The 22,616-nt window shown below is 33.8% G+C and carries 19 protein-coding genes; 16 read left to right on the forward strand and 3 right to left on the reverse strand.

Annotated elements, in window-relative coordinates; all coding sequences use genetic code 11:
* Positions 1-17 precede the first annotated feature (17 nt).
* The 8 genes from OCV48_RS00280 to OCV48_RS00315 all read left to right on the forward strand — a co-directional run bounded on the left by OCV48_RS00280 (position 18) and on the right by OCV48_RS00315 (position 7,497).
* Positions 18-407 (forward strand): PH domain-containing protein, encoded by a 390-nt coding sequence (locus OCV48_RS00280; RefSeq protein ID WP_317246796.1) that lies wholly within the window; start codon positions 18-20, stop codon positions 405-407.
* Between the two features lie 24 nt (positions 408-431).
* The gene (locus tag OCV48_RS00285) at positions 432-1,223 is read left to right on the forward strand and encodes a hypothetical protein (RefSeq protein ID WP_147590793.1); all 792 of its coding nucleotides are present in this window, start codon (positions 432-434) and stop codon (positions 1,221-1,223) included.
* Positions 1,224-1,366: 143 nt separating this feature from the next.
* Entirely contained in the window at positions 1,367-1,795 is a 429-nt protein-coding gene (locus OCV48_RS00290) for a hypothetical protein (protein ID WP_021982325.1), read from the forward strand.
* Between the two features lie 153 nt (positions 1,796-1,948).
* Entirely contained in the window at positions 1,949-2,527 is a 579-nt protein-coding gene (locus OCV48_RS00295; RefSeq protein ID WP_147590794.1) for an SH3 domain-containing protein, read from the forward strand.
* A gap of 791 nt (positions 2,528-3,318) precedes the next feature.
* Complete coding sequence (locus tag OCV48_RS00300; protein WP_021982327.1) at positions 3,319-4,212, forward strand: DUF4474 domain-containing protein; 894 nt, start codon at positions 3,319-3,321, stop codon at positions 4,210-4,212.
* A 122-nt stretch (positions 4,213-4,334) separates the two neighbouring features.
* A complete protein-coding gene (locus tag OCV48_RS00305; protein ID WP_147590795.1) occupies positions 4,335-5,225 on the forward strand; it encodes a metallophosphoesterase in 891 nt (296 codons plus the stop codon).
* 215 nt (positions 5,226-5,440) lie between these two features.
* Positions 5,441-5,869, forward strand: coding sequence for a protease complex subunit PrcB family protein (locus OCV48_RS00310; RefSeq protein ID WP_147590796.1), 429 nt, complete (start codon positions 5,441-5,443; stop codon positions 5,867-5,869).
* 104 nt (positions 5,870-5,973) lie between these two features.
* Positions 5,974-7,497, forward strand: coding sequence for a DUF3794 and LysM peptidoglycan-binding domain-containing protein (locus OCV48_RS00315; protein ID WP_262558472.1), 1,524 nt, complete (start codon positions 5,974-5,976; stop codon positions 7,495-7,497).
* Positions 7,498-7,562: 65 nt separating this feature from the next.
* Here OCV48_RS00315 and OCV48_RS00320 read toward each other — a convergent pair whose 3' ends face one another.
* Positions 7,563-8,147, reverse strand: coding sequence for a hypothetical protein (locus OCV48_RS00320; protein WP_021982332.1), 585 nt, complete (start codon positions 8,145-8,147; stop codon positions 7,563-7,565).
* Between the two features lie 158 nt (positions 8,148-8,305).
* Here OCV48_RS00320 and ispE point away from each other — a divergent pair, with 158 nt between their 5' ends.
* From ispE to OCV48_RS00340, 4 genes are all read left to right on the forward strand, one after another.
* Positions 8,306-9,217, forward strand: coding sequence for a 4-(cytidine 5'-diphospho)-2-C-methyl-D-erythritol kinase (ispE, locus tag OCV48_RS00325; protein ID WP_147590986.1), 912 nt, complete (start codon positions 8,306-8,308; stop codon positions 9,215-9,217).
* Positions 9,192-9,878, forward strand: a complete 687-nt coding sequence (locus tag OCV48_RS00330) for a GntR family transcriptional regulator (RefSeq protein WP_021982334.1) — start codon at positions 9,192-9,194, stop codon at positions 9,876-9,878. The genes ispE and OCV48_RS00330 overlap by 26 nt, the downstream gene beginning before the upstream one ends.
* A 104-nt stretch (positions 9,879-9,982) precedes the next feature.
* Entirely contained in the window at positions 9,983-11,386 is a 1,404-nt protein-coding gene (locus OCV48_RS00335) for a spore germination protein (RefSeq protein ID WP_021982335.1), read from the forward strand.
* Between the two features lie 9 nt (positions 11,387-11,395).
* Positions 11,396-13,540, forward strand: coding sequence for a GerAB/ArcD/ProY family transporter (locus tag OCV48_RS00340; RefSeq protein ID WP_147590799.1), 2,145 nt, complete (start codon positions 11,396-11,398; stop codon positions 13,538-13,540).
* Between the two features lie 462 nt (positions 13,541-14,002).
* On the opposite strand, the gene spoIIR is transcribed toward OCV48_RS00340, so the two are convergent.
* Positions 14,003-14,644: a stage II sporulation protein R gene (gene spoIIR / locus OCV48_RS00345; protein ID WP_262558474.1), complete on the reverse strand. Its 642-nt coding sequence runs from the start codon at positions 14,642-14,644 to the stop codon at positions 14,003-14,005.
* Between the two features lie 239 nt (positions 14,645-14,883).
* Here spoIIR and pyk point away from each other — a divergent pair, with 239 nt between their 5' ends.
* The 3 genes from pyk (at position 14,884) to OCV48_RS00360 (ending at position 19,722) form a co-directional block, all read left to right on the forward strand.
* Positions 14,884-16,299 (forward strand): pyruvate kinase, encoded by a 1,416-nt coding sequence (gene pyk / locus OCV48_RS00350; RefSeq protein ID WP_394803206.1) that lies wholly within the window; start codon positions 14,884-14,886, stop codon positions 16,297-16,299.
* A gap of 282 nt (positions 16,300-16,581) precedes the next feature.
* Complete coding sequence (locus OCV48_RS00355; RefSeq protein WP_147590802.1) at positions 16,582-17,775, forward strand: metallophosphoesterase; 1,194 nt, start codon at positions 16,582-16,584, stop codon at positions 17,773-17,775.
* Positions 17,776-17,895: 120 nt separating this feature from the next.
* Positions 17,896-19,722 carry a DUF975 family protein gene (locus OCV48_RS00360; RefSeq protein ID WP_147590803.1) on the forward strand — a complete coding sequence of 609 codons (1,827 nt, stop codon included), beginning with the start codon at positions 17,896-17,898 and terminating at the stop codon, positions 19,720-19,722.
* 32 nt (positions 19,723-19,754) lie between these two features.
* Here OCV48_RS00360 and OCV48_RS00365 read toward each other — a convergent pair whose 3' ends face one another.
* Positions 19,755-20,849: a BMP family ABC transporter substrate-binding protein gene (locus OCV48_RS00365; RefSeq protein ID WP_147590804.1), complete on the reverse strand. Its 1,095-nt coding sequence runs from the start codon at positions 20,847-20,849 to the stop codon at positions 19,755-19,757.
* A 367-nt stretch (positions 20,850-21,216) separates the two neighbouring features.
* Between OCV48_RS00365 and OCV48_RS00370 the strand changes: the two genes are divergently transcribed.
* Positions 21,217-22,422 carry a deoxyguanosinetriphosphate triphosphohydrolase family protein gene (locus OCV48_RS00370; RefSeq protein ID WP_262558477.1) on the forward strand — a complete coding sequence of 402 codons (1,206 nt, stop codon included), beginning with the start codon at positions 21,217-21,219 and terminating at the stop codon, positions 22,420-22,422.
* Positions 22,423-22,616 lie beyond the last annotated feature (194 nt).

Consider the following 22,616-nt stretch of genomic DNA (forward strand, 5'->3'; position numbering starts at 1 on the left):
TAAAGGAGGATATGAAAATGGCAGAGAAGATAGTATGGCAGGACAGAAAAAGAATAATTTTCGGATTACCATGGACATTTACAAAGTATAAGTTATATGAAGACAAGCTGATTATTTGTACAGGTTTTCTTAATAAGAAAGAGGAAGAAGTCAGATTGTATAGAATTATGGATAATACTCTAGAGAAACCATTAAGCCAGAGAATATTCGGATTAGGCAGTATTAAAGTTAATTCTGCTGATAAATCAACTCCGGTATTCTACATTGAAAAAGTTAAAAATGCCGATGAAGTTCGAAATAAACTTTCGGGCTTAGTTGAAAAAGAGAGAACTAAGAAGAGAGTTTCAGGTCGTGAATATATGTCAGCAGATATAGATGATGATGACGATGATGACAATATGAATTAAGAAGGCGAAAGGTTAAAGAGAGATATGAGAAAAAGAATGAAATTACTTGCTACAATGTTAGTATTGTCAATGGTAATGTTTTTGATGGCAGGTTGTGGCAGAAGTGTTAAAGTAGGAACAAGTGCTAATAGTGATAAACAGGATAAGAAGTCAGATAAGAATTCATCAAAGGATAAAATATTTGACATAACAGATGATGACATAGATGATGATTCGGATTATGATTTAGATGATGAAGAAGAGACAACAAAGAAGAGCAGTTCCTCAAAGAACAATTCCTCAAAAAATAACTCTTCGAAGGATAATTCTTCAAAAGATAATTCATCAAAGAAAAATAATTCAACATCTAATACATCATCATGGAAATCATATTCAGGAGATGGATATTCTGTTAAATTAAGTTCTGACTGGTCTAAGACAAAGGGTTCATCAGTAGTAGATATAGCATTCACATATAATGGTACAGGTCTGAATGGTGATTTTGCTGAAAACATAAATGTTGTTGTACAGGATTTAAAAGGTTATGACTTAGACTTAGAGTCTTATAAAGATTTATCAATGGATCAGTATGCAGAATTAGACTACAATGTTGATGATATCTATAAGAAAACAATAGATGGTGCAAAAGGATATTTCTGTAAAGTTTCAGGTGAGGAGTCAGGAATTAATTGCAGTATTCTTCAGTATTTTACAGTAATAGGGAATAATGCATATGTATTTACATTTGCCGCTGATGAAGATGATTTTGATAATCTGGAAGATGAGGTAATGGAAATATACGAAACTATAGAATTTGACAATGTAAAAGGTGCTTGATGTCGCCTTTGTAGATATAATGCCACCTTAATAGGGTGGCATTAATACATATGAAATGTTTTGAGTTAGTTATTGTATCAGTTGATTTAACAGGTATAGTGTATACCCGTAATACAGTATAAAATGAAAGGAAACGATTATCAATGAATTCAAGAATAACAGTTAAAGATGTTGTGTCAATGCTGTTAATTATAATTTCATTTACAGCGACAGGAATTATGATAAAAAATGAGGATTACAAATATGCAATGTTGTCACTGACATTTGCGGCACTTTGTGTATTAATAGGCTTTGGCGTGATGATTTTAGAAGATGCTGACAGAATCCTTGATTTAAGTAATCCGAGCTTGCGTAATCCGAGGAAAAGCGGTTCAAATAAGCGTGTAAAATACATTTCGAGACTGACACCGGATATGGCAGCGGGCAGAAAGAATTCTAAGGCAAAAGATGACGTATATAATGATGATTTATATTTAGAAGAAGCAGATACTTCAGACTTCCACGAGTCAGTAGGCAATATGAGAGTCTACAAACGTGGCGAAGAAATAGAATATCATGATGATGAAGATTAAATGAAATGAGGTTAGTGTAAAAAATCAAAATGATAATTTGATTTTTTACACAGCAATTTGTTCGCAGAGCGAAATTAAATTGCGCTTATGGCAGACGAAAATCAGTGATTTTCGTCGCCACTTCGCGATAGGTCGCTCAGAAATGAGGTTAATATGAGTAAAAAGAGTTTTATATTAATGGCATTAGTAGTCAATCTGACAATATGTCTTACTTTATGCATTGTATTATTAACAGATAATGATAAAACAAATACTAATAACAAAACTAAGGCTGAAAGTTCAATGAGTCAGGAGATAAAGAAAGATGAGACTCCTATAGATAATGAAACTACATCAGACTATAACATGGATTCTGAAAACATTATGGAAGAAACATCAGTTACAAAAGAGACTTCAACGAAGGTTATAGAGTCACAGGTATCAACAGAAACACAGCCATACATATATAATAAACCATCAGGTGCTGCGACTACGGGTAAGTCATCATCGAATCAGGAGACTACGACTCCACAGCAGGCAGCAGGAAATACAGTTAATGGGACAATAGCAGTTATCAGCAGCAGTTGTAATGTCAGACTCAGCGCAGATGTCGGTGCCAATGTGGTAGGCACAGCAAAAGCAGGAGCGACATATACAATTGCACCTGATAAATGTAATTCAAACTGGATTGCTATATATCTTGATGCAAATACAATAGGGTATATTTCAAGCTCATATTGTACAATCCAATAGGACTAATAGATTCTATTTTAGATAATACAGTTGAGATTTAGATTATATAACCCAGTTGCACATACAAATATATTTTACAGTCGTCTGCTCAGGTAAATTTAGCATATATAAATATTGAAAATTATTGTAAGAATTGCATAAATTTGTCAGGTGTTGTTATTTTTGCTCAAATTTTGTGTATATTCACCAGACAGACAATTAGGCAGAGATGTCCGACTATGACACACGCTCTCATATTCCTTAACCTAGTGGGAGTAAAATGCCGCCATTAACAAAGTTTATTACGGTACAGTATATCAAACGCGCTTCGCTTGAACGGTGATTTACTGTACCGCCCTTCTGTTAATGCCGGCATTAACTCCCACACGGTTCGTCATAAATCGAGTGTGTGTCAAAGACGGACATCTCTGTTTAATTGTCTGAATGTTGAATGAATACAAATAATCATAAGAGCAAAAATACAACACCGACAAATTAGCAATTTGAAACACAATTTTCAATATTTATATATGCTGATTTACCATACAGACGATTTTCTTATAATTGTATGTGCAAAACCGGGTTATAAATCTATATTCACTTTATATTATCTAAAATAGAATATATTAGTCTCAAAAGTAGGACTTCTTTCATAACATATATTATAGAAAGTATAGTTAATTATGAAGCTGCTATCGCAGTATAATATTACAGTATAATGAGCTTATTATTTAGTGATATGCATTGTAGAAGTACACTCATAATTGCTATAGATATTCACTATAAAATATGTTAAGAGGGGAGTTTTTTTATTGGAGTTGTTATTAAAGGAAATGTTATATGTTCTACTTTTAAGTGTAATAATTATCGTATTGTTTGTCCTGATAATCAGACGGTTTGTATATATTCGCAGAGGAAGAAAGTTTTATCCTGAATATAATTCTATGGCACAAGTGGAGAGTATTAATAAGGAGATTGCGGGTTCAGGTTTTGAATTCGAACCGAAACAGGAAATATTTATATCGAAGCACAATGCGTGGCAGAGAAAATTCGGCTACAGAAATATATATGATGAGATGGCGGAATCATTTGGAATGATAATAGACAGTGAGCCTGTGAAATTCGATTATGGTGGAAAGAAATGGCTTATAGAATTCTGGAAAGGTCAGTATGGAATTACAACAGGTGCGGAGATAGGTGTGTATACGTCAAAGGACGGCAGACATTATGACAGTGCGAGGGAAGATGAAGAATTGTTTATGAGTTTTATTCTTATTAAGAACAGAGACGTTCTGATAAGGCGGCACGATACCCATTGGTGGCTAACAGGTTTTATGCTTGGAGAGTATTCTAAGCCAGCTGAACTTACAATGATTGCAGAGATTGTATTCCCAGACGGTCAGATGTGTATACAATTTATTAATGCACTTCGGAAATTAGGATATAACAGGAGAAATATGTCGGTGTTTAGAAATACCGTAAGAATAAGATTTGAGAAACCATTTACGAGACAGTCTGATTCTAAGAAGAGTATAAGAAGCAGATTCAAAATGAAGATTAATAAGAAGAATTGTAAGATATTCAGACGATATACCAGAAGATACAAATACACATTAGATAAAATAGGTTATATTAAGTATAGAGCACCACATTTATATGGAATATGCGTACAGACACTTGGAATATGGAAGAAAATCAACGGATAGTTATGAAAGCTTTGCAATATTGGAAGATATAATTAATAAAATTATGTGTCGGATATCAAAAAAATATAGTCAGATTATAAATAAGGCTATATGAGAAATATAGCTGGTTTATGGGGAAATTTATGAGTACAAATAATTTTAGACCAAATGGAAGTTATGACAGGAAGATAAACCACATTTACAAGGAGTCTGAACGAATGAAATTAAATGTCACGTCTAAAATAGTGATTATGAGTGATTGTCATAGGGGAACAGGTAGATGGAATGATAATTTTGCGGGAAATGAACAGATAACATTTGCGGCTCTGGGATATTATTATAGAAAGGGTTTTACTTATATAGAATTGGGCGATGGTGACGAATTATGGGAGAATAAGAATTATGACAATATCATTAACCGTTATGGTGAGATTTTCTGGCTGATGTCTAAGTTCTATAAAGAGGGCAGGCTTAAAATGATATATGGAAATCACGATATTGTCAAAAGAAATAAGAAATTCACTGATAAACATTTAGATAAATATTATTGCATACGTGAGAAAAGATTTGTTCCGATGTTAGAAGATATTGAGGTCAAACAAAGTTACGTATTGGAAGATACAGTTAATGACAGGGATATATTTCTGTTGCATGGTCATCAGGGTTCATTTATTAATGATAAATGCTGGAGGTTGGGCAGGTGGCTTGTAAGAAATATCTGGTCACCATTAGAGCTTGTGGGTTTTAATAATCCGAACACTCCTCCGGCAGATAATTATAAGAAGGCACGTAAGAATGAGAAACTGGAGAAATGGGCAGATTATCACAGGATAAGCACAATAGCAGGGCATACGCACAGACCGTCTTATCCTGAAAATGGCAGTTACTATTATAATTCGGGAAGCCTGATTCACCCAAGATGTATAACCGCAATTGAAATAGAAAGAGGAAGGATAATGTTAGTTAAGTGGTGCGTAAGCCCTGATGAATGTAACAAACTTACGGTATGCAGAGAAATATTAGCGGGAAACTAGAAATATCTTATAAGATTTTGCAGACAGAGAAACTAGTATGTGATTAATAATATTTTACCAGACCATACAGACAGAGAAATATGACAGATAATTGTAAATATTAAAGGTATTTTCCATTAGTTTACAGCATACATTATTATAAGTATACGAGTGAGGCCGCAAATTATTATGTGCATGCATTTGCAAAGTAGTAATTAAGGCGTGGAGGAGTAAAAGTGAAGAAATGGAAAGGAGTACTTACAGGTATCCTGATATGTTTTGGGATATTTATGTGTGCTAATGTTCTGACCGGGTGTAGTATAGAATCAAATGATGAAAAGAAGTTAGGGGAGGTTGATTTTACGGTAGTGCCTGAGGAGAGTATTCCGGTTGAATTAAAGACTATTATCGATGAACGCAAGAAGGATATGTTTAAAACGACATTTATTGATAATGATAGTCTGTACATAATAATCGGATACGGAAGTCAGCCGACAGGGGGATATAGCATTGGTGTAAGCGAATTATATGAAACGAAGAACGGAATATATGTTAAGACAGAATTTCTTGGACCATCGAAGAATGAGGTGGTCAGCCAGATGGTAACCTATCCTTATATTGTAATAAAATTAGATTATATTGATAAATCTGTTGTATTTAAATAGAATAAAAACAGATAGAAATACTGAGTGTGTGGTATAAAGCAAAATCAAAAAAGAAAATTATGCTGGGAGGTAATGTAATGTCACTGATAAGGAAAAATATTCATATGAATAAAATGAAAGGGAAAATCGTAAGTCAGATTACGTTAGATGATGATGTAAATGTTGCTGACCGACTTCCCGATATTGGGAATAAAATTACAGAGACAGGAAATATCGTAGTAGATGGAATTAAGGTTTCACAGAACAAGATTTTAACTAAAGGAAAACTTAAATTCGTAATGATGTATAAGGCGATGAATCCATCAGTCGAGATACATAAGTTAGAGGGAAGTATGCCTTTTGATGAGGTTATAAATATGGACGGAATAGAAGAGGGAGATACGATAAGCGTTGATTTAGTTATCGATGATTTAAGTGTAAGTGTGATTAATTCCAGAAAAATTAGCGTGAAAGCAGTAATTACTGTAATTGCACTTGCAGAAAATATCTGTGATGAAGAGTTTGCTGTTGATATAGATGATGATAATATCGAATATATAAAGGATAGCATTGAACTTACCCAGATTGCTATAAGGAAGAGAGATTTGCTCAGAATCAGAGAGGAAATCAATCTTGGTACGGGTAAATTAAATATAAATGAGATAATATGGTGTACATCGAGTCTGTTTGGCCAGCAAGTTAAGGTTATGGAGGATAAGATAGGAGTCTCCGGTGAAATCGACATTTTCGTGTTGTATACAGCAGATGATGGACCACTGCAATGGGTAGATGCAAATGTGCCTTTTAATGGAATAATTGAAGTGCCGGGTTGTAGTGAAGATATGATACCAAATATCGAGCTAAAACTTGCAAATGCTGACATAGAAGCAAGACCAGATTATGATGGCGAGCAGAGAATGTTGCAGTTAGATGGAATAGTAAATATTGATATTAAGTTATATGAAGAGCAGCAGTTTGATATCGTTAAAGATGCTTATTCGCATAAGAAGGACGTTATTCTTAAGAAGAAATCTACAGATTATGAGAATCTTCTTATGAAAAATGTTTCTAAATGTAAGGTTGTCGACAAACTCAAAACAAGAAATATGGACGGTACACATATATTACAGATATGCAGTTGCATAGGGAATGTTAAAATCGATGACATATCCGTTGCGGAAGATGGTCTGCTTATAGAGGGTGTTATTGAAACGGATATATTGTATATTTGTTCGGACGATATGAACCCATTATGCTGTCTTAGAGACACCATTCCATTTAGCCAGAAAATAGAAGTAAATAACATTAATAACAATAGTATTTATAATATTAAGCCTGCAACAGAACAGATACAGGCGAATATGACAGGAACCGATGAAATCGAGGTAAAAGCAGTAATCCTATTAGATTGTATAGTATTTGATAAAATGACGAAAGATGTAATTATTGACTTAGAGGAAAAAGATTATGATATGGAAATGATAAGTGAACTTCCGGGAATTGTGGGTTATGTTGTGAAAAATGACGATACTTTGTGGAGCATAGCTAAGAAATTCTATACAACTGTGGATAGCTTAAGACAAATCAATGATTTGAAAACCGATGAACTAAAGAGCGGACAGATGCTTGTGATAGTCAAGAAAATTTGAAAATAAATAAGGAGTGCCAATGTTAGTGAGGCACTCCTTAAATTTTACCTTATAGGCGTTTAATCTTATTCAGTATCAGTCTTAGAGTTCTTGTAATCATCGAATTTATTGATTACCGCATCATAAGTCTGGCTTGAAATATCTGGAAGGTTTTTACCCCATGCTTTTGTAGCCTGTGAGAATCCTTTTTTGAATGCTTCGAGCATCTTATCCATTTTCTCAGAGTCACCACCTGAAAGTGATACTGCGAAATCAAAAATTCTCTGTGAAGTCTGGTTAACACCCCAGTAACCATCTTCGGAAATTGCATCTTTTGCATCTTTAGCAGTCTGTGCATCTACGGTATAATCACCGCTTGCAAGGAATTTCCACATACTGTCTGCATTAGTATAAGTCTGTCCCTGTTTAAGCATCATCTCCTTAACAAGATTCTGCATCTGACTAAGTCTGCTTTCGGTATCTGCCTTTAATTTCTTAATTAATGCTGAGTTAGAAGAAGCCTTTTTAGCTTCATCTGATTTCTCATATACAGCTGCGGCATCCGTACCATATGAGCTGCTCTTAGTAGATGTGGTTTTAGCAGAAGAACTGCCGGATGTGTAAGTTTCAACAGAATTTGTACTTACACTTGTAATTCCATTTACGTCCATATCAAACCTCATTTCTGCGTAATACGCTTAATCTATTTTAAATAATATCGGCAAAACGAGATAAAATATTAATACTTAACTTGTATTTTTAAGTTGTGTAAAGTATAATGTATACAAAGTGTTACGTGTAGAAAAAGGAGGATTTGGTTGTGGAACAAATGTATCTTAAAGCTTATGGAAAAATTAATTTAGCATTAGATGTACTTAGGAAACGTGAAGATGGATACCATGATGTAAGGATGATAATGCAGACTGTCGGTATCTTCGATGGAATAGAGATAACCAGGACTGATACGGGCAGAATTGAAATAGAGACAAACTTATTCTATCTTCCAACTGATGAGAATAATATCGTGTATAAGGCGGCAAAAATGCTTTTTGATGAATTTAATATTAAAGATGGCGTGAAAATAGTATTGAAGAAATTCATTCCTGTATCGGCAGGTATGGCTGGTGGAAGTACAGATGCCGCTACTGTAATGTTTGGAATAAATAAAATGTTTAATTTAAAACTTACTTTACAGCAGTTAATGGACAGAGGTGTAAAAATCGGTGCTGATGTCCCATATTGTCTTATGAGAGGAACGGCTTTATCGGAGGGTATCGGTGAGAAACTTACAAAATTACCTGATATGATTAAATGTCCGGTATTAATTGCCAAACCACCTATCAGCGTATCTACTAAATTTGTATATGAGAATCTTAGATTAGATGAGATTAATGAACACCCTGATATTGATGGAATGATAGAGGCACTTAAGCATAAGGACCTTGATGGAGTGGCAGCAAGACTTGGAAATGTATTAGAGACGGTAACAGCTAAGGAATATCCTGTAATTGAGGAATTAAAGCAGGTAATGATGGAAGAAAATGCAATAAATGCAATTATGAGTGGCAGTGGTCCGACAGTATTTGGTTTATTCAGAATTGAAGAAGATGCTTATAGAGCGAAAGAGAGAATTAAGGCATTGGGTTATACGAAACAGGCATATGTAACATATATGTATATACCGAATACAACGAGAAAGAAGAATGGAGGTTCTTATGAAAGAGTTAAGCATGGCAATTGATAACTATCTGCCACTAAGAGATGTTGTATTTAATACACTTAGAGAGGCGATATTAAAAGGTGATTTAGAGCCGGGAGAACGTCTTATGGAGATAGCGCTTGCCCAGAAATTAGGCGTAAGCAGAACACCTATAAGAGAGGCAATCAGAAAGTTAGAATTAGAGGGGCTGGTAGTTATGACACCGCGAAAAGGTGCTGTGGTGGCTGAGATTACTTTAGAGGATCTGACAGACGTTTTAGAGGTAAGAAAGAATTTAGAAGAATTAGCAGTTGTATTATCCTGCAAGAAATCTACGAGAGAAGATATAGAGGAAATGTGCAGATGCAATGAAGCATTTAAAAAGGCACTCTTATCAGATGACCTTACAGTAATGGCAGAGGCAGATGTGACATTTCATGATGTAATATATAAAACAACAGGTAATAAGAGACTCATACAGATACTTAATAATCTTCGTGAGCAGATGTACAGATATCGATTAGAATATATTAAGGACGAGAATAAACGAAAGATACTTGTAGCAGAACATGATACTTTAGTAAAGGCAATATCTGAGAGAAACCCTGATAAGGCAAAGAATGCAATCAAGCTTCATATTAATAATCAGGAGAAAACAATTATAGATAATCTGACAACAGAAAAGGCAGTGAAAAAAAGCTAATAAGATTTCTTATATGCGAAGTTTAAGTTAATTATGAATAAGTGATTATGAATTGCACACACTAATACCTATGTAGCAGATGTAACAGGGTAGGAGGGTGTGCAATGTTTTTGTCTAAATCATTTGAGAAAAACAAAAATATGCTTGATGATATATTCAAAAATTGTAATGATGTAAAATGTCTTGATGTAAATATGAAATATTTAGATGAGGTCAGGGGACGTATATATTTCTTAGAGGAAACGGTAAGCGACATTACGATAAAAAAAGTTCTGTATGGACTTACAGATGTAGAAAAAGTTGATACAATTGAAAATGCTATAAAGGGTGTAATGATAGGAAATGCAATCCTGATTCTAGAGGGTGAAGATAAGGCATTAAAGATAAGAGGAGACGGCTATCCCGGAATGGGAGTTCAGGAAGCAAAAAATGAACAGGTAATAAGAGGTTCACAGGAAGGTTTTTCGAGTTCATATAAAACTAATGAAATGCTTGTGAGAAAGAGAATAAGAAGTCATGAACTTAAAATCGAAGAGCAATTCGCAGGAGTCAGGACCAATACAGGAATTGCATTATTATATATGGATACAATTGTGGATAAAGGGTTATTAAAAGAGATTAAATCAAGGTTAGATGACTTTACGATTGATGGATTTATGGACAGCGGTGTAATCGAACAACTTACAAATGACAATGATTTGTCACCATTTCCACAATATATGACAACCGAAAGACCTGACAGGGCAGCACAATTTCTGTTAAACGGACACGTTGTAGTATTAGTCGATAATTCACCAATTGCACTGGTATTGCCTGTTAATTTTTCGTCATTTATGAAAACCTCAGATGATTATTTTGAACATTGGGGACTTGTTACATTTACAAGGATATTGAGATATATAGCTGTGTTTTTCGCAATTTCGCTTCCAGCATTATATATTTCAGTTGTTAATTTTCACCCGGAGATATTACCGGTAAATCTTGTGATGATATTCATAAATGCAAGACGGGGAATACCATATCCGGTATTTGTCGAAGTCATAATTATGGAGATTTCATTTGAATTAATCAGAGAGGCGGGAGTAAGAATACCGGGAGCTATGGGAAATGCAATCGGGATAGTAGGAGGTCTTATCGTTGGTTCGGCAGCAGTAGATGCTTCATTAGCAAGCCCGATAGTGGTAATTGTTGTGGCACTTACAGCATTGTGTTCATTCACTATTCCTAATAATGAATTCTCATCTTCATTTAGAATTATAAAATATTTTCTGATTCTCACATCGGCAATCTGGGGGATATACGGATATATATTAGGCATTATGTGTGTACTTATTCATCTTAGCGGTCTGATAAGCTATTCATTTCCATATCTCGGACCTGTCGCAGGCGGAGAAATTAACAGAGCTGAGAGGGGCAGGGATTTTATAATTCGTGCACCTTTTAAATATCTTACGAGCAGGCCGGTATTTGCAAGAAAAGACAATCGCAGAAAACAGAGAATTAAGTGAGGTAGTAGAATGTATGGGAATAACAAGATATCAGCACGACAGATAAAAAGGCTTATTATTGTAGAGGTATTGGCTGTCAGCAGTCTTATTTCTACAGATATTGCAGCAAAATACAGCGGACACGATGGAATATTTGCAATTTTAATCGCAGGAATATTGTCATACGCATATACAGCGGTAATACTCTGGATATGCAGGTATACTAAGTGGAATTTCTGGGATTATACGGAGAAATATTATGGCAAATTGTGCAGTAAAATAATTGCATTTTTATTTTTTATTAAATATTTCATTCTTGCTATAATGACAATAGCTTTTTTTACGAAGTTAATCAAAATCGAGGTCATAGATGAATTAAATTATGTATTTATATTTGTACCGGTTCTGTTGCTTGCGTTATATGGGGCTGCGAAGGGAATAGAAGCGAGAGGGCGGTTAGCAGAGTGTCTGTATATGGTATTTATGATACCTGTTATATTATTAATTATATTTGCAATAAGGGGAGTCGATATTTATTACATTTCACCATTATTTGTATCAGGTATAAGCCGAACGCTCAAAGGAGCAGTAATATTATTTCTGATTTTCGCACCTGCAGAGATATTGCTTTTAGAAAGCAGCCATTTCTCTATAGAAGATAGTGAGGATTATGTTATTTTTAGAAAATACGTGTTCAGTGGAATTACTGTTGCAATCGTAATAAACATAATTATATTTGCACTAAATGTAGGCAATCTGGGACTGAATACTGTATTGCAAAACGATGAGTCAACTGTGAAATTAATGGATACAGTTAAAATCTCAGGCTTGATTCTGGAAAAACAGGGGGGTTTGTATCTTGTATTCTTTATTATGGCGCTTATCGTTACCTTGACAGGCTTGTTTGGAAATATATTTAATCTGTTGGATGTGATGTGTGGGTTATGCCACATTGGTAATAAAAATGTTGAAAGCAGAAATAAAGAATGTAGTAAACAAAATGAAGAAAATGTGGAAAATAAGAATTACAGGAATCTTCCATATGAAAGTATGAAGTTAAAAAGAATAAACATTATAAAATATGTCATAACGGGTCTGGTAGTAACTTTTGGCATAGTTGCAGTTGTTAACGAAAACAATAAATTTAAAACAGTTATGGCATCAGGTGAAAAGCGGGTGGAAATTGATAGCAGGGAATATGTTGACAGTATATTTGTTGGTGTCAATGACGGAGAATATGAGGTTATATTATCATTTAATAATGGCGAAAAAGACAGTGATTTCAGAAACTTTAAAATGAAAAATATAGGTGGTCTGAACGAGGCATATCAAAAAAGTACGGACAAGAAAATAGATTTCTCAAATGTGCAGGCAATTATTCTGAATGTTGATGTATACAAAGACTATCAGAAATTCTATGAGATTGTGAAAATGCTTAATAATGAAGCAGAACTTTCAGACAATGTATATATATATGCGACAGATGAGCCGGTGGAAAGATTTAGTGACGTGGGAGGTGTTAATTTACCGGGGAAATATATAAGCGATATGACAGACAAGAATTTAGAATATGGCAAAACAACAATTGAAGATGTGCGAAAGGTAATAAATAAAACTGAAGAAACATGTATTATCAGTATATTTAATATTAAAAATGAAGAGATATACCAGGACGGAATGATAATAATGAATGATGAGGGAGTAAAGGGAGAGTTCAAAGAAGAAATGGCAGATTATATCTGGCTTGCGAATGGAAGTGAGGGGATGTATATTGTCCTTGGAAATGGAAATGGAAATGGAAATGGAAATGGAAATGGAAATGGAAATGGAAATGGAAATGGAAATGAAAATGAATTTCATATAGATAAAAATTCCTACCACATAAGTCTTAGCACATCAGATAATGACAACATAGAAGTTAGAATTATATATAGAGGCATGATTTCACCGATTAATGGTTCTACAATAGATGAAAATGAAGCAAATGAGTTAATAAAAGTAGTAATTTATAATAATCTACGGACGTTACTTGAGGAAAATAAATGTGATCTCATAAATGTCTATAAATATCTGAGTGCAGCAGACAGGCATATATATAAGAAATATAACGAAGACAGACATAAGTTATACGAGAAAATTAAGTTTGTAATACAGACGGAGTACAAACTTGTATAGAATAAGCTGAATTTTATGCTAACTGATGTACTTTAGAAATATTTGCAGTAGTGAATTTGAGTATATAAATTATGACATATTTTGTGGTATTGCATTAATTTGCCAAATATTATTTTTAGTTACATTGTAGTATTGGTTTTAATTCAATGCCTGTAACGTTTAAAGCAGAGTTATCTGTCTATGACACTCTCTTGATTTATGACGTATCGTGTGTGTGCGTTATATGCCATCAGATACAAAAGGTCGGTGCAGTAAATTACCGTTCAAGCGGAGCGCGTTTAATTTACTGTACCGTAATAAACGTTGCAGATGATGGCATTTAGGCACACCAGATTAAGAAATATGAAAGAGAGTGTCATAGACGGATACTCTGTTCAAAGAATTTGTTTATTGAATATATAAAGAATCTACAAGAACAAACAATATCGACAAATTAATGCAATTAACAAAAAATTCAAGAGTTTATTTGATAAAGTAATTCAGAAATGTCAGATATTTAAAACGATATTTTACTGTATATTCATCTGAAACTGCCTGAAATTCATCGGTTGTAAGTGTCTCTTTTAATAATTCTTCACTTTCCGGATTAACTGTGCCATGTGAAATGTCAATAAAGCAAAGTGGAGGATATAGAACACACCACCAGTTTTTACCTTTTGCCTCGCCGATTTTTATCTGGAAGGCTCTATATGTTCCGGGAGGAAATGTATAGCTGCCATATGATTTGGTTGGAAAATAAGTATCAGTAATCTCGGCAGTGACTGGATAATCATAATCATTTTCGGAGATAACGTTGTTGGCAATTGAGATTATGTCGTTGGTATGAGATGATAATAAATCTTCTGTTTCACTAATACTTTTGGAATTGCAAAGAAGTTCTGCAGTATAATTGACAACTGCTTCTTTGACCTTTAACTTGAGCGCCTGGTCAGCATCAGAATCACTATTGGCAATAACGTGAAAACGAATTATTTTATGAGAGATGCCCTGTTGTATTGTGGAGATATCGTTGTTCGGTTTAGAAGTTATGTAAGCATATGCAAGTCCTATAACAATTGAGACAATAAAAATTGGCAGAGAATATGTTCTTTTTCTTGATTTCATAACTAAATTCATTCCTTTCGATTGATGATAGGATTATTGACGGATTAATTAAAATTATACAATATTAATAAAAAATGACGTAAACATTGAATCAAAATTTAATTGATTAAATCGACAAAGTGAATTATACTTCTAGTGTGACATAGAGAATATAAAGAAAGGATTATTGCACTGCCTTGTGTCATCTGTTTTATGGGCAGTTTCGAGGAACTTATCCACGATAATGCATTGGTATAAGAATGAGAAAAACGAAAATTGTTTGCACACTTGGACCATCGACAGATAATGATGAAGTTTTAAAGGGAATAATGAAGAATGGTATGGACGTTGCCAGATTCAATTTCTCTCATGGAACACATGAAGAACATAAAGGAAGATTAGATAAAGTTAAGAAATTCAGAAAAGAGTTAGGCCTTCCGATAGCAGCCATGCTTGATACAAAAGGACCAGAAGTCAGAGTCAGAGATTTCGAAGATGGAAAGATTATGTTAGAGAATGGCGATAAATTCACTCTTACCACAAGAGAATTAATGGGTAATTCGGAGATTGCTTCAGTAACATATAAGGGACTTCCTAAGGATGTTGAAGTAGGAACAAGAATACTTATTGATGATGGATTAATTGAATTAAAAGTATTAGAAGTTACAGATACTGATGTTGTATGTGAAGTAATATGTGGTGGACCTGTATCTAACCATAAAGGTGTAAATATTCCTAACGTTGATTTGTCAATGCCATATATAAGTGATGTTGACAGAAGCGACATTATATTTGGTATTGAGCAGGGATTTGATTTTATCGCAGCATCATTTGTTAGATGTGCAGATGATATTCTTCAGATAAGAAAGATATTAGATGAGTATAATTGTAAGTCAATTAACATCATTTCTAAGATAGAGAATATGCAGGGTGTTAAAAATATTGATGAAATTATTGAAGTTTCAGATGGTATTATGGTAGCCAGAGGTGATATGGGCGTAGAGATTCCTAATGAAGATGTTCCTGTTATGCAGAAAATGATCATTAAGAAAGTTTACAATGCAGGTAAACAGGTTATAACAGCAACACAGATGCTTGATTCAATGATTAAGAATCCAAGACCTACAAGAGCTGAGACAACAGACGTTGCAAATGCTATTTATGATGGAACAAGTGCTGTAATGTTATCAGGTGAAAGTGCTGCTGGTAAATATCCGGTAGAAGCAGTTCAGACAATGGCAAGAATTGCTGAGAGAACAGAAGAAGATATTGATTACAGAAAGAGATTCTTCGCATTATCAAGAACAGGAAAGATTGAGATAACAGATGCTATTTCTCATGCTACATGTACTACAGCATATGATATCGGAGCTAAGGCAATCGTTACAGTTACTAAATCAGGAAGAACAGCCAGAATGGTATCTAAATACAGACCTGATTGTGCAATTATAGCATGTGCAATGAGCGATAATGTAGCAAGACAGCTTAATATGTCATGGGGTGTAACACCTATTATTATTAAAGAAGAAAAAGATACATTTGAATTATTTGAACATGCAGTTGAGGAGGTTAAAGCCAAAGGGTATCTTAAAGATGGCGATAATACTGTTATTACTGCCGGAGTACCTCTTGGAACTTCAGGAACAACAAATATGCTTAAGGTAGAGACTGTATAATCATAGATAAGTAAATTCAATTTATATAAAGTTGGAGACGGAAAGTATTCTGCCTCCGGCTTTTTTACTTACCAGGAAATTTTATTAAAATTGTCCTGGTAAGTAAAAAACGCTCCGCGAGGATCGCACTGCGGCGGAACGGAAAATGTTGCTATCGCAACCCGCCGCAGGCGGAGAATGTCGCAAGCGACATTCTTAATTCTATTATTTGACAAATAAAAACATTATGTATTATAATGCGAACGGACAAATACAACTTTAACATAAACGTGGAGGAACAAAATGATTGCTGTATTTTTAGCACCACTATATATATTGGTAAATGCATATTTATTTTGTAAGATTATGTGGTGGTTTAAATCGTGGTTTCCGGCATTTGAGAAGAAGAAATATTGGATACTGCCAACGATTCTATATGTATTTTTTGCATTATCATTTCTGATAGCATTTTTCCTGCCGGCAGGACACTTCAGAAGAATAATGAAATTGATAGGAAACTATTGGCTTGGAGTTTTACTATACATTGCACTAACGATAATTATAGTAGATCTGGCAAGAATAATCATTGTGCGTGTACTTAAGATAAAATTCACCTCAAAACGTTCAAACCAGATACATAGATTTGTGGGAATATTCTGCTCAGTAGTAATAATTGCAACTTCAATATTAGGTGTTATCAATGCAAGAATTATTAGGGTTACATCATACGACATTACTATAGACAAAGAGGCTGGAGATATGGATTCCATGAAAGTTGTTCTTGTAGCGGATTTACACTTAGGATATAACATTGGTGTATCGCAGATGCAGAGAATGGTGGATAAAATTAATAAACAGGATGCCGACCTTGTTGTAATTGCAGGAGATATCTTTGACAATGAATGGGAAGCAGTTGGAGAACCTGACAAACTCGCCGGAGTCTTACGTGGAATTAAGTCAAAATATGGTGTCTATGCCTGCTACGGCAATCATGATATAGAAGAACCCATTCTCGCAGGATTTACATTCGGCGGCAAAGATAAGAAGCAAAGCAGCATTGAGATGGACGAGTTCCTTGAAAATGCTGGAATTAAATTATTAAAAGATGAAGCAGTAATGATAGATGATGAAATATATCTTTATGGAAGACCGGATGCAAGACGCCCTGGAAGAGGTATTACTAAGCGAAAGACACCATCAGAAATTACAGCATCAATGGATAAAGATAAGCCTATAATAGTAATTGACCATGAACCAAGCCAGTTGAAAGCCCTTGCAAAAGCCGGTGTAGACGTGGATTTGTGCGGACATACACATGATGGTCAGTTATTTCCCGGCAATCTGACAATAAAATTAATGTGGGAAAATGCATATGGATATTTGAAAAAGGGAAAAATGCATAATATTGTTACATCAGGAGTTGGATTATTTGGTCCTAACATGAGAGTTGGTACAAAATCAGAGATAAGCGTGGTTAATATACATTTTAAAAGTTAATAAAAAATACTTCAAAATAAATTTGTAAACACTTCAAAATAAATTGAAAAATACTTTAAAATAAATTTGCAAATGCTTTAAAACAAAATAAAAAATACTTCAAAACAGATTGGAGAATCTATGGGTACAAGGAAAGAGATGAAAAAAAGAGCCAGAAGTACAGTGTTGCATCATTATGGAATACTGCTGGCGGTATGTCTTTTGGCAGCATTTTTTGGAACAGAATTCGCAGACAGTCTTGATTTTGTGAATCTGTCTACTAAGTCTAAGACAAAAACTCATGAAAAAATTCTGATAGACAATACAATAGAAAGTCAGGGCAATGAACTGTTACACGTTGTCAAGGAAGTTCTGAAAGGTAATTTAGAGCAGGGCGAACAGGAAGCAAATATAATTAAGAAAAATGCTGTGGAAAGTTCAAAAGAATCTGGTAATAAAGTACTTGGCAGGAGCAGAGGACATCTTGCAGAAATAGTAAATGGAGTTACGAGTGGTTCTATATTTGTAAAAATAGTCAGGATATTTTATCAGATAGGGCTGTCTAAAGATGCAATTATTGGTATAGTCGTGATTGTGATAATGACAATCATAGTCGGCTTCTGGTTTCTCATTAAGAATACTTACAAAGCTGTTGCCAGAAGAATTTTTCTGGAATGTCGTACTTATGAAAGAGTTACACCACAACGTTTTCTATTCTTTATCAAGGCAAGAAAATGGATAAATGTGTGCGTCAATATGCTTATGCAGTATATATTTTATTTTCTGTGGTCATTAACGATTGTGGGTGCAGTGGTTAAGAGATATTCATATTATATGGTGCCTTATATTGTAGCCGAGAATCCTGATATACATTGGAAAGATTGCATAAATTTATCAAGAAAAATGATGAATGGACATAAATTCGAATGTTTTGTCTATGAACTTACATTTCTGTGGTGGGACATATTAGGTATCGTCACACTTGGATTAACTGATTTGTTCTATGCAAATGCATACAAAACAGCATTTTTTTCCGAATATTATACGAAAATCAGAAGTCTCGCAATAGAGAATAATATCGAAAATACATCAATATTTAATGATATTTATCTATTTGAAAAAGCTGATACAAATCTCTTAAAAGAGAAATATGCAGATGTAATCAAGATAAGAGAAGAGGTTGAAATTGAGCCACAGTACAAGGGATTACGTGGCTTTATAGAGAAGAATTTCGGAATTACTTTGCATAACAGACCTGATGAGGAAAGATTCCAGACTGAGAAAGAACGTGAATTGGCGGTTATTGCAGCAGAAGCAGCGGTAGAAGGAAAGGCATATCCTGATAGATTATCGCCTAATATGATAACACAGAAGAAGGAAAGACCATTAAAAATACATTATCTCAGACGTTATTCGGTAGCATCTTTAATATTTATGTTTTTCATTTTCTCATTCCTCGGCTGGACATGGGAAGTCAGCATACATTTATTCAAGCGTGGAATCTTTATTAACCGAGGTGTTCTGCATGGACCATGGCTTCCGATATATGGTTCGGGAGGAATACTAATTCTTGTATTGCTCTACAGGTTAAGGAAATGGCCTATATTAGAATTCTTAGCAACGATTCTTATATGTGGAGTGGTGGAATATTTCACTTCATATTACCTAGAATTAACCAAAGGAATGAGATGGTGGGATTACAGCGGATATTTTCTTAACCTTAACGGACGTATATGCGCTGAAGGATTATTCGTATTCGGTGTGGGAGGAATGGCACTTGTCTATATCGTTGCTCCTATTATAGATAGTCTGTTCAGAAGAGTTAATGCAAAATTCACCATAATCATATGCATAGTGCTTTTGACTTTATTCATAAGCGACCAGATATATTCAAGTAAATATCCTAATTCCGGAAAGGGAATTGCTAAAAAAGTGAATACTTCGGTACAGTTAAATATGAAGAGTTGATGATATATTAAAGTTTGTATATGTAAATGTTTCTAGTCTAATTTAATATTAGTTAAACCAATTTCTTCCGGACTTACGGTTGTATCACTTATTATCTGAATTTCATCACTTGCAAGCTTCTGGTATATTGAATCATATATTTTAGAATCAAATTTTGTAAATGATGATGTATTGTAAATGAGAGATACAGCCTCTTCAGATGTTGAATATTCGATAACTTTACCTGCTTCAAAATTATTCTTATAGAATTTAGTAAGATAATCATATATAGGCAGATAATAATTCTTAAATGTATTGGCAATTATATTTTCACTGTCTTTAGGATAGCTGTCATCGCAGGCTATTACCTTCACATCATTTTCGGTAGCAAAATCAAGTGATTTATTAACTAGTTCTTCATCACATATTATCATTACATCAGGCTTAGTTGCGTAAGCTTTATTTAATGATATATCGTAGTCTTCGATAGCAGTAAAAGTTGAAGAAATATGTATATCTTTGAGATTAGTATCTTTAGCTGCATAATCTGCACCCTGCAGAAAACCATAATAATAATGAAGCGACTTAATATCATTATCAACTCCAACAAATGACAACTTCGAATATCCCTCATATACAGCAGCATAACCGGCAAGAAAACCTAATTCAGCCTCACTGAAAGTTAGCGATATCGAATTAAAATTAAGTGTTGCATCCGATGCATTACTATTATGTGGTATACCATCAATAATCAGGAAGTATACACCGATATATGAATTCTGGATATCATAAACAGTTTCCTCAAATGTCGAGTCAGGACAGATAATAAGTGTTGCACCAGACTTAATGGCACTATCAATTGTTTTTTCGTAAGAACCATTGTAGTCATCAGTCTTGAAAACTGAATATTTCTTATCATATTTATCAGAGCAATCAGCTACACTTTGCTTCAACTGGGAGATTTCTTCCTTATGAAGTTCAGAATCTATAATTAATGCTGTATTTATGGATTGATTGTCTGAACCTGATGAAGTTTTCTTGTCAGACTTAAATATAGTAATATCAGATTTAAATAAAATAATCAGAATAAAAACTAAGAGAACTATACTTAATATGCCTATATATTTATAGTGTTTTATTAATTTCATACGTTCACCTATTCGTTATGTAATAATTTTGTAATATATTTTACTATCTTTTTAAACAAATGACAACAAAAAACTTATAATGGATAGTAGTTTATGCGTTCTAAATCAATGTTATTCGAATTATAGAAATCTATGGAGCATTCAATTTGAGTGGAATGTGGATGACTTTATGCAGGTTCAATGATATACTTATATACAAGGAATGCTTTCAGAAACTGTCGGTTTTCGATGTTTCTTGAAAGTAAATTATTTGGTATTTACTTTATACAAGTAAGTGGATTATTTGGTACTTACTTGACACAAGTGCAAAGTGCGGGTTTGAGAGTCGCTATTTGTTATATAGTTTATGTAAGAAATGAGGTTAATTATGAAGTATGAAAAGTTATCCGAAGAAATGGTAAAAAGAATTACTAATGATAGAGAAAATAATTATAAGAACCCATATGCATGTAAAAATACAGATATTATAAGAAGAAACCCTGATATGGATAAGGAGAATCTATGGAGACCTGCATTTGTAAGAGATATTGAGAAGATTATACATAGTCCATATTATAATCGATATGCAGATAAGACGCAGGTATTTTCATTTTATAAAAATGATGATATTACAAGGCGAGCCTTACACGTTCAGTTAGTATCAAGAATTGCAAGAAATATAGGAAACATTCTGGGATTGAATATCGACTTAATAGAAGCGATTGCATTAGGACATGACATAGGACATACACCATTTGGCCACGCAGGAGAGAGAATACTTAATAAAATATACAATGGCAGAACAGGACGATACTTTAATCATAATGTTCATAGTGTACGTGTGCTTGACAATTTATTTGCGAGGAATATAAGCTTACAGACCTTAGACGGAATAATATGTCATAACGGTGAATTTGAGATGCAGGAATACAGACCTAAGAAAGGACTTACATTTGATAAGTACGATGAAATGGTCGAGCGATGTTATACGGATAAAGATGAAATTGATAAACTTATTCCGATGACACTTGAGGGCTGTGTGGTAAGAATCTGCGATATGATTGCTTATCTGGGTAAAGACCGACAGGATGCAAGAAAAGCCGGCTTCATAGACAGCAGTGTTAAGTTCGAGGATAATGGAATCGGTGTGGAAAATGCGGATATGACTAATAATCTGGTGGTAAATATTATCGAGAACAGTTATGGCAAAGATTATCTATATATGGACGAGAAATATTATCAGGCAATCAAGATAGCTAAAAGGGAAAATTATGAGAAAATCTATTTAAACGAGAAGTTAGACAGATTATATTCTGAAAATATTGAGCCGATGTTCTATGAAATATATGATAAGATGATTAAAGATTTAGAAGAGGAAAATAAAAAGTCAGTCATCTATACACATCACATTGATTTTGTTAATTTGAACAGAGGATATTATAAAGATGGAAGAGATTATGCAAATGAGAATAAAGATGATATTGTGGTAGATTATCTGGCAAGTATGACAGATGATTATTTTATAGATTTGTATAAATATCTGTTTCCGAAAGGAAAGTATTCGATTAAATATGTTCCGTATTTTGAAATATAATAATTCTGATTGTGAAATTGTATAGAAATTGCTTGAACATAATTTTTTGAAAATCAATAATTGACATTTACAAACAGCATTAGTATAATAATTTTCAAATGAGTAAAGGCTATGAAAGAGACAGTAAGTCTATGCAGAAAGTTTTAGAGAGTCCCGTATGGTGGAAAGGGATATGAGTAAGCATTGACCGAATA

Source organism: Bovifimicola ammoniilytica (genome assembly GCF_025567085.1).
Taxonomy (GTDB): Bacteria; Bacillota; Clostridia; order Lachnospirales; family Lachnospiraceae; genus Bovifimicola; species Bovifimicola ammoniilytica.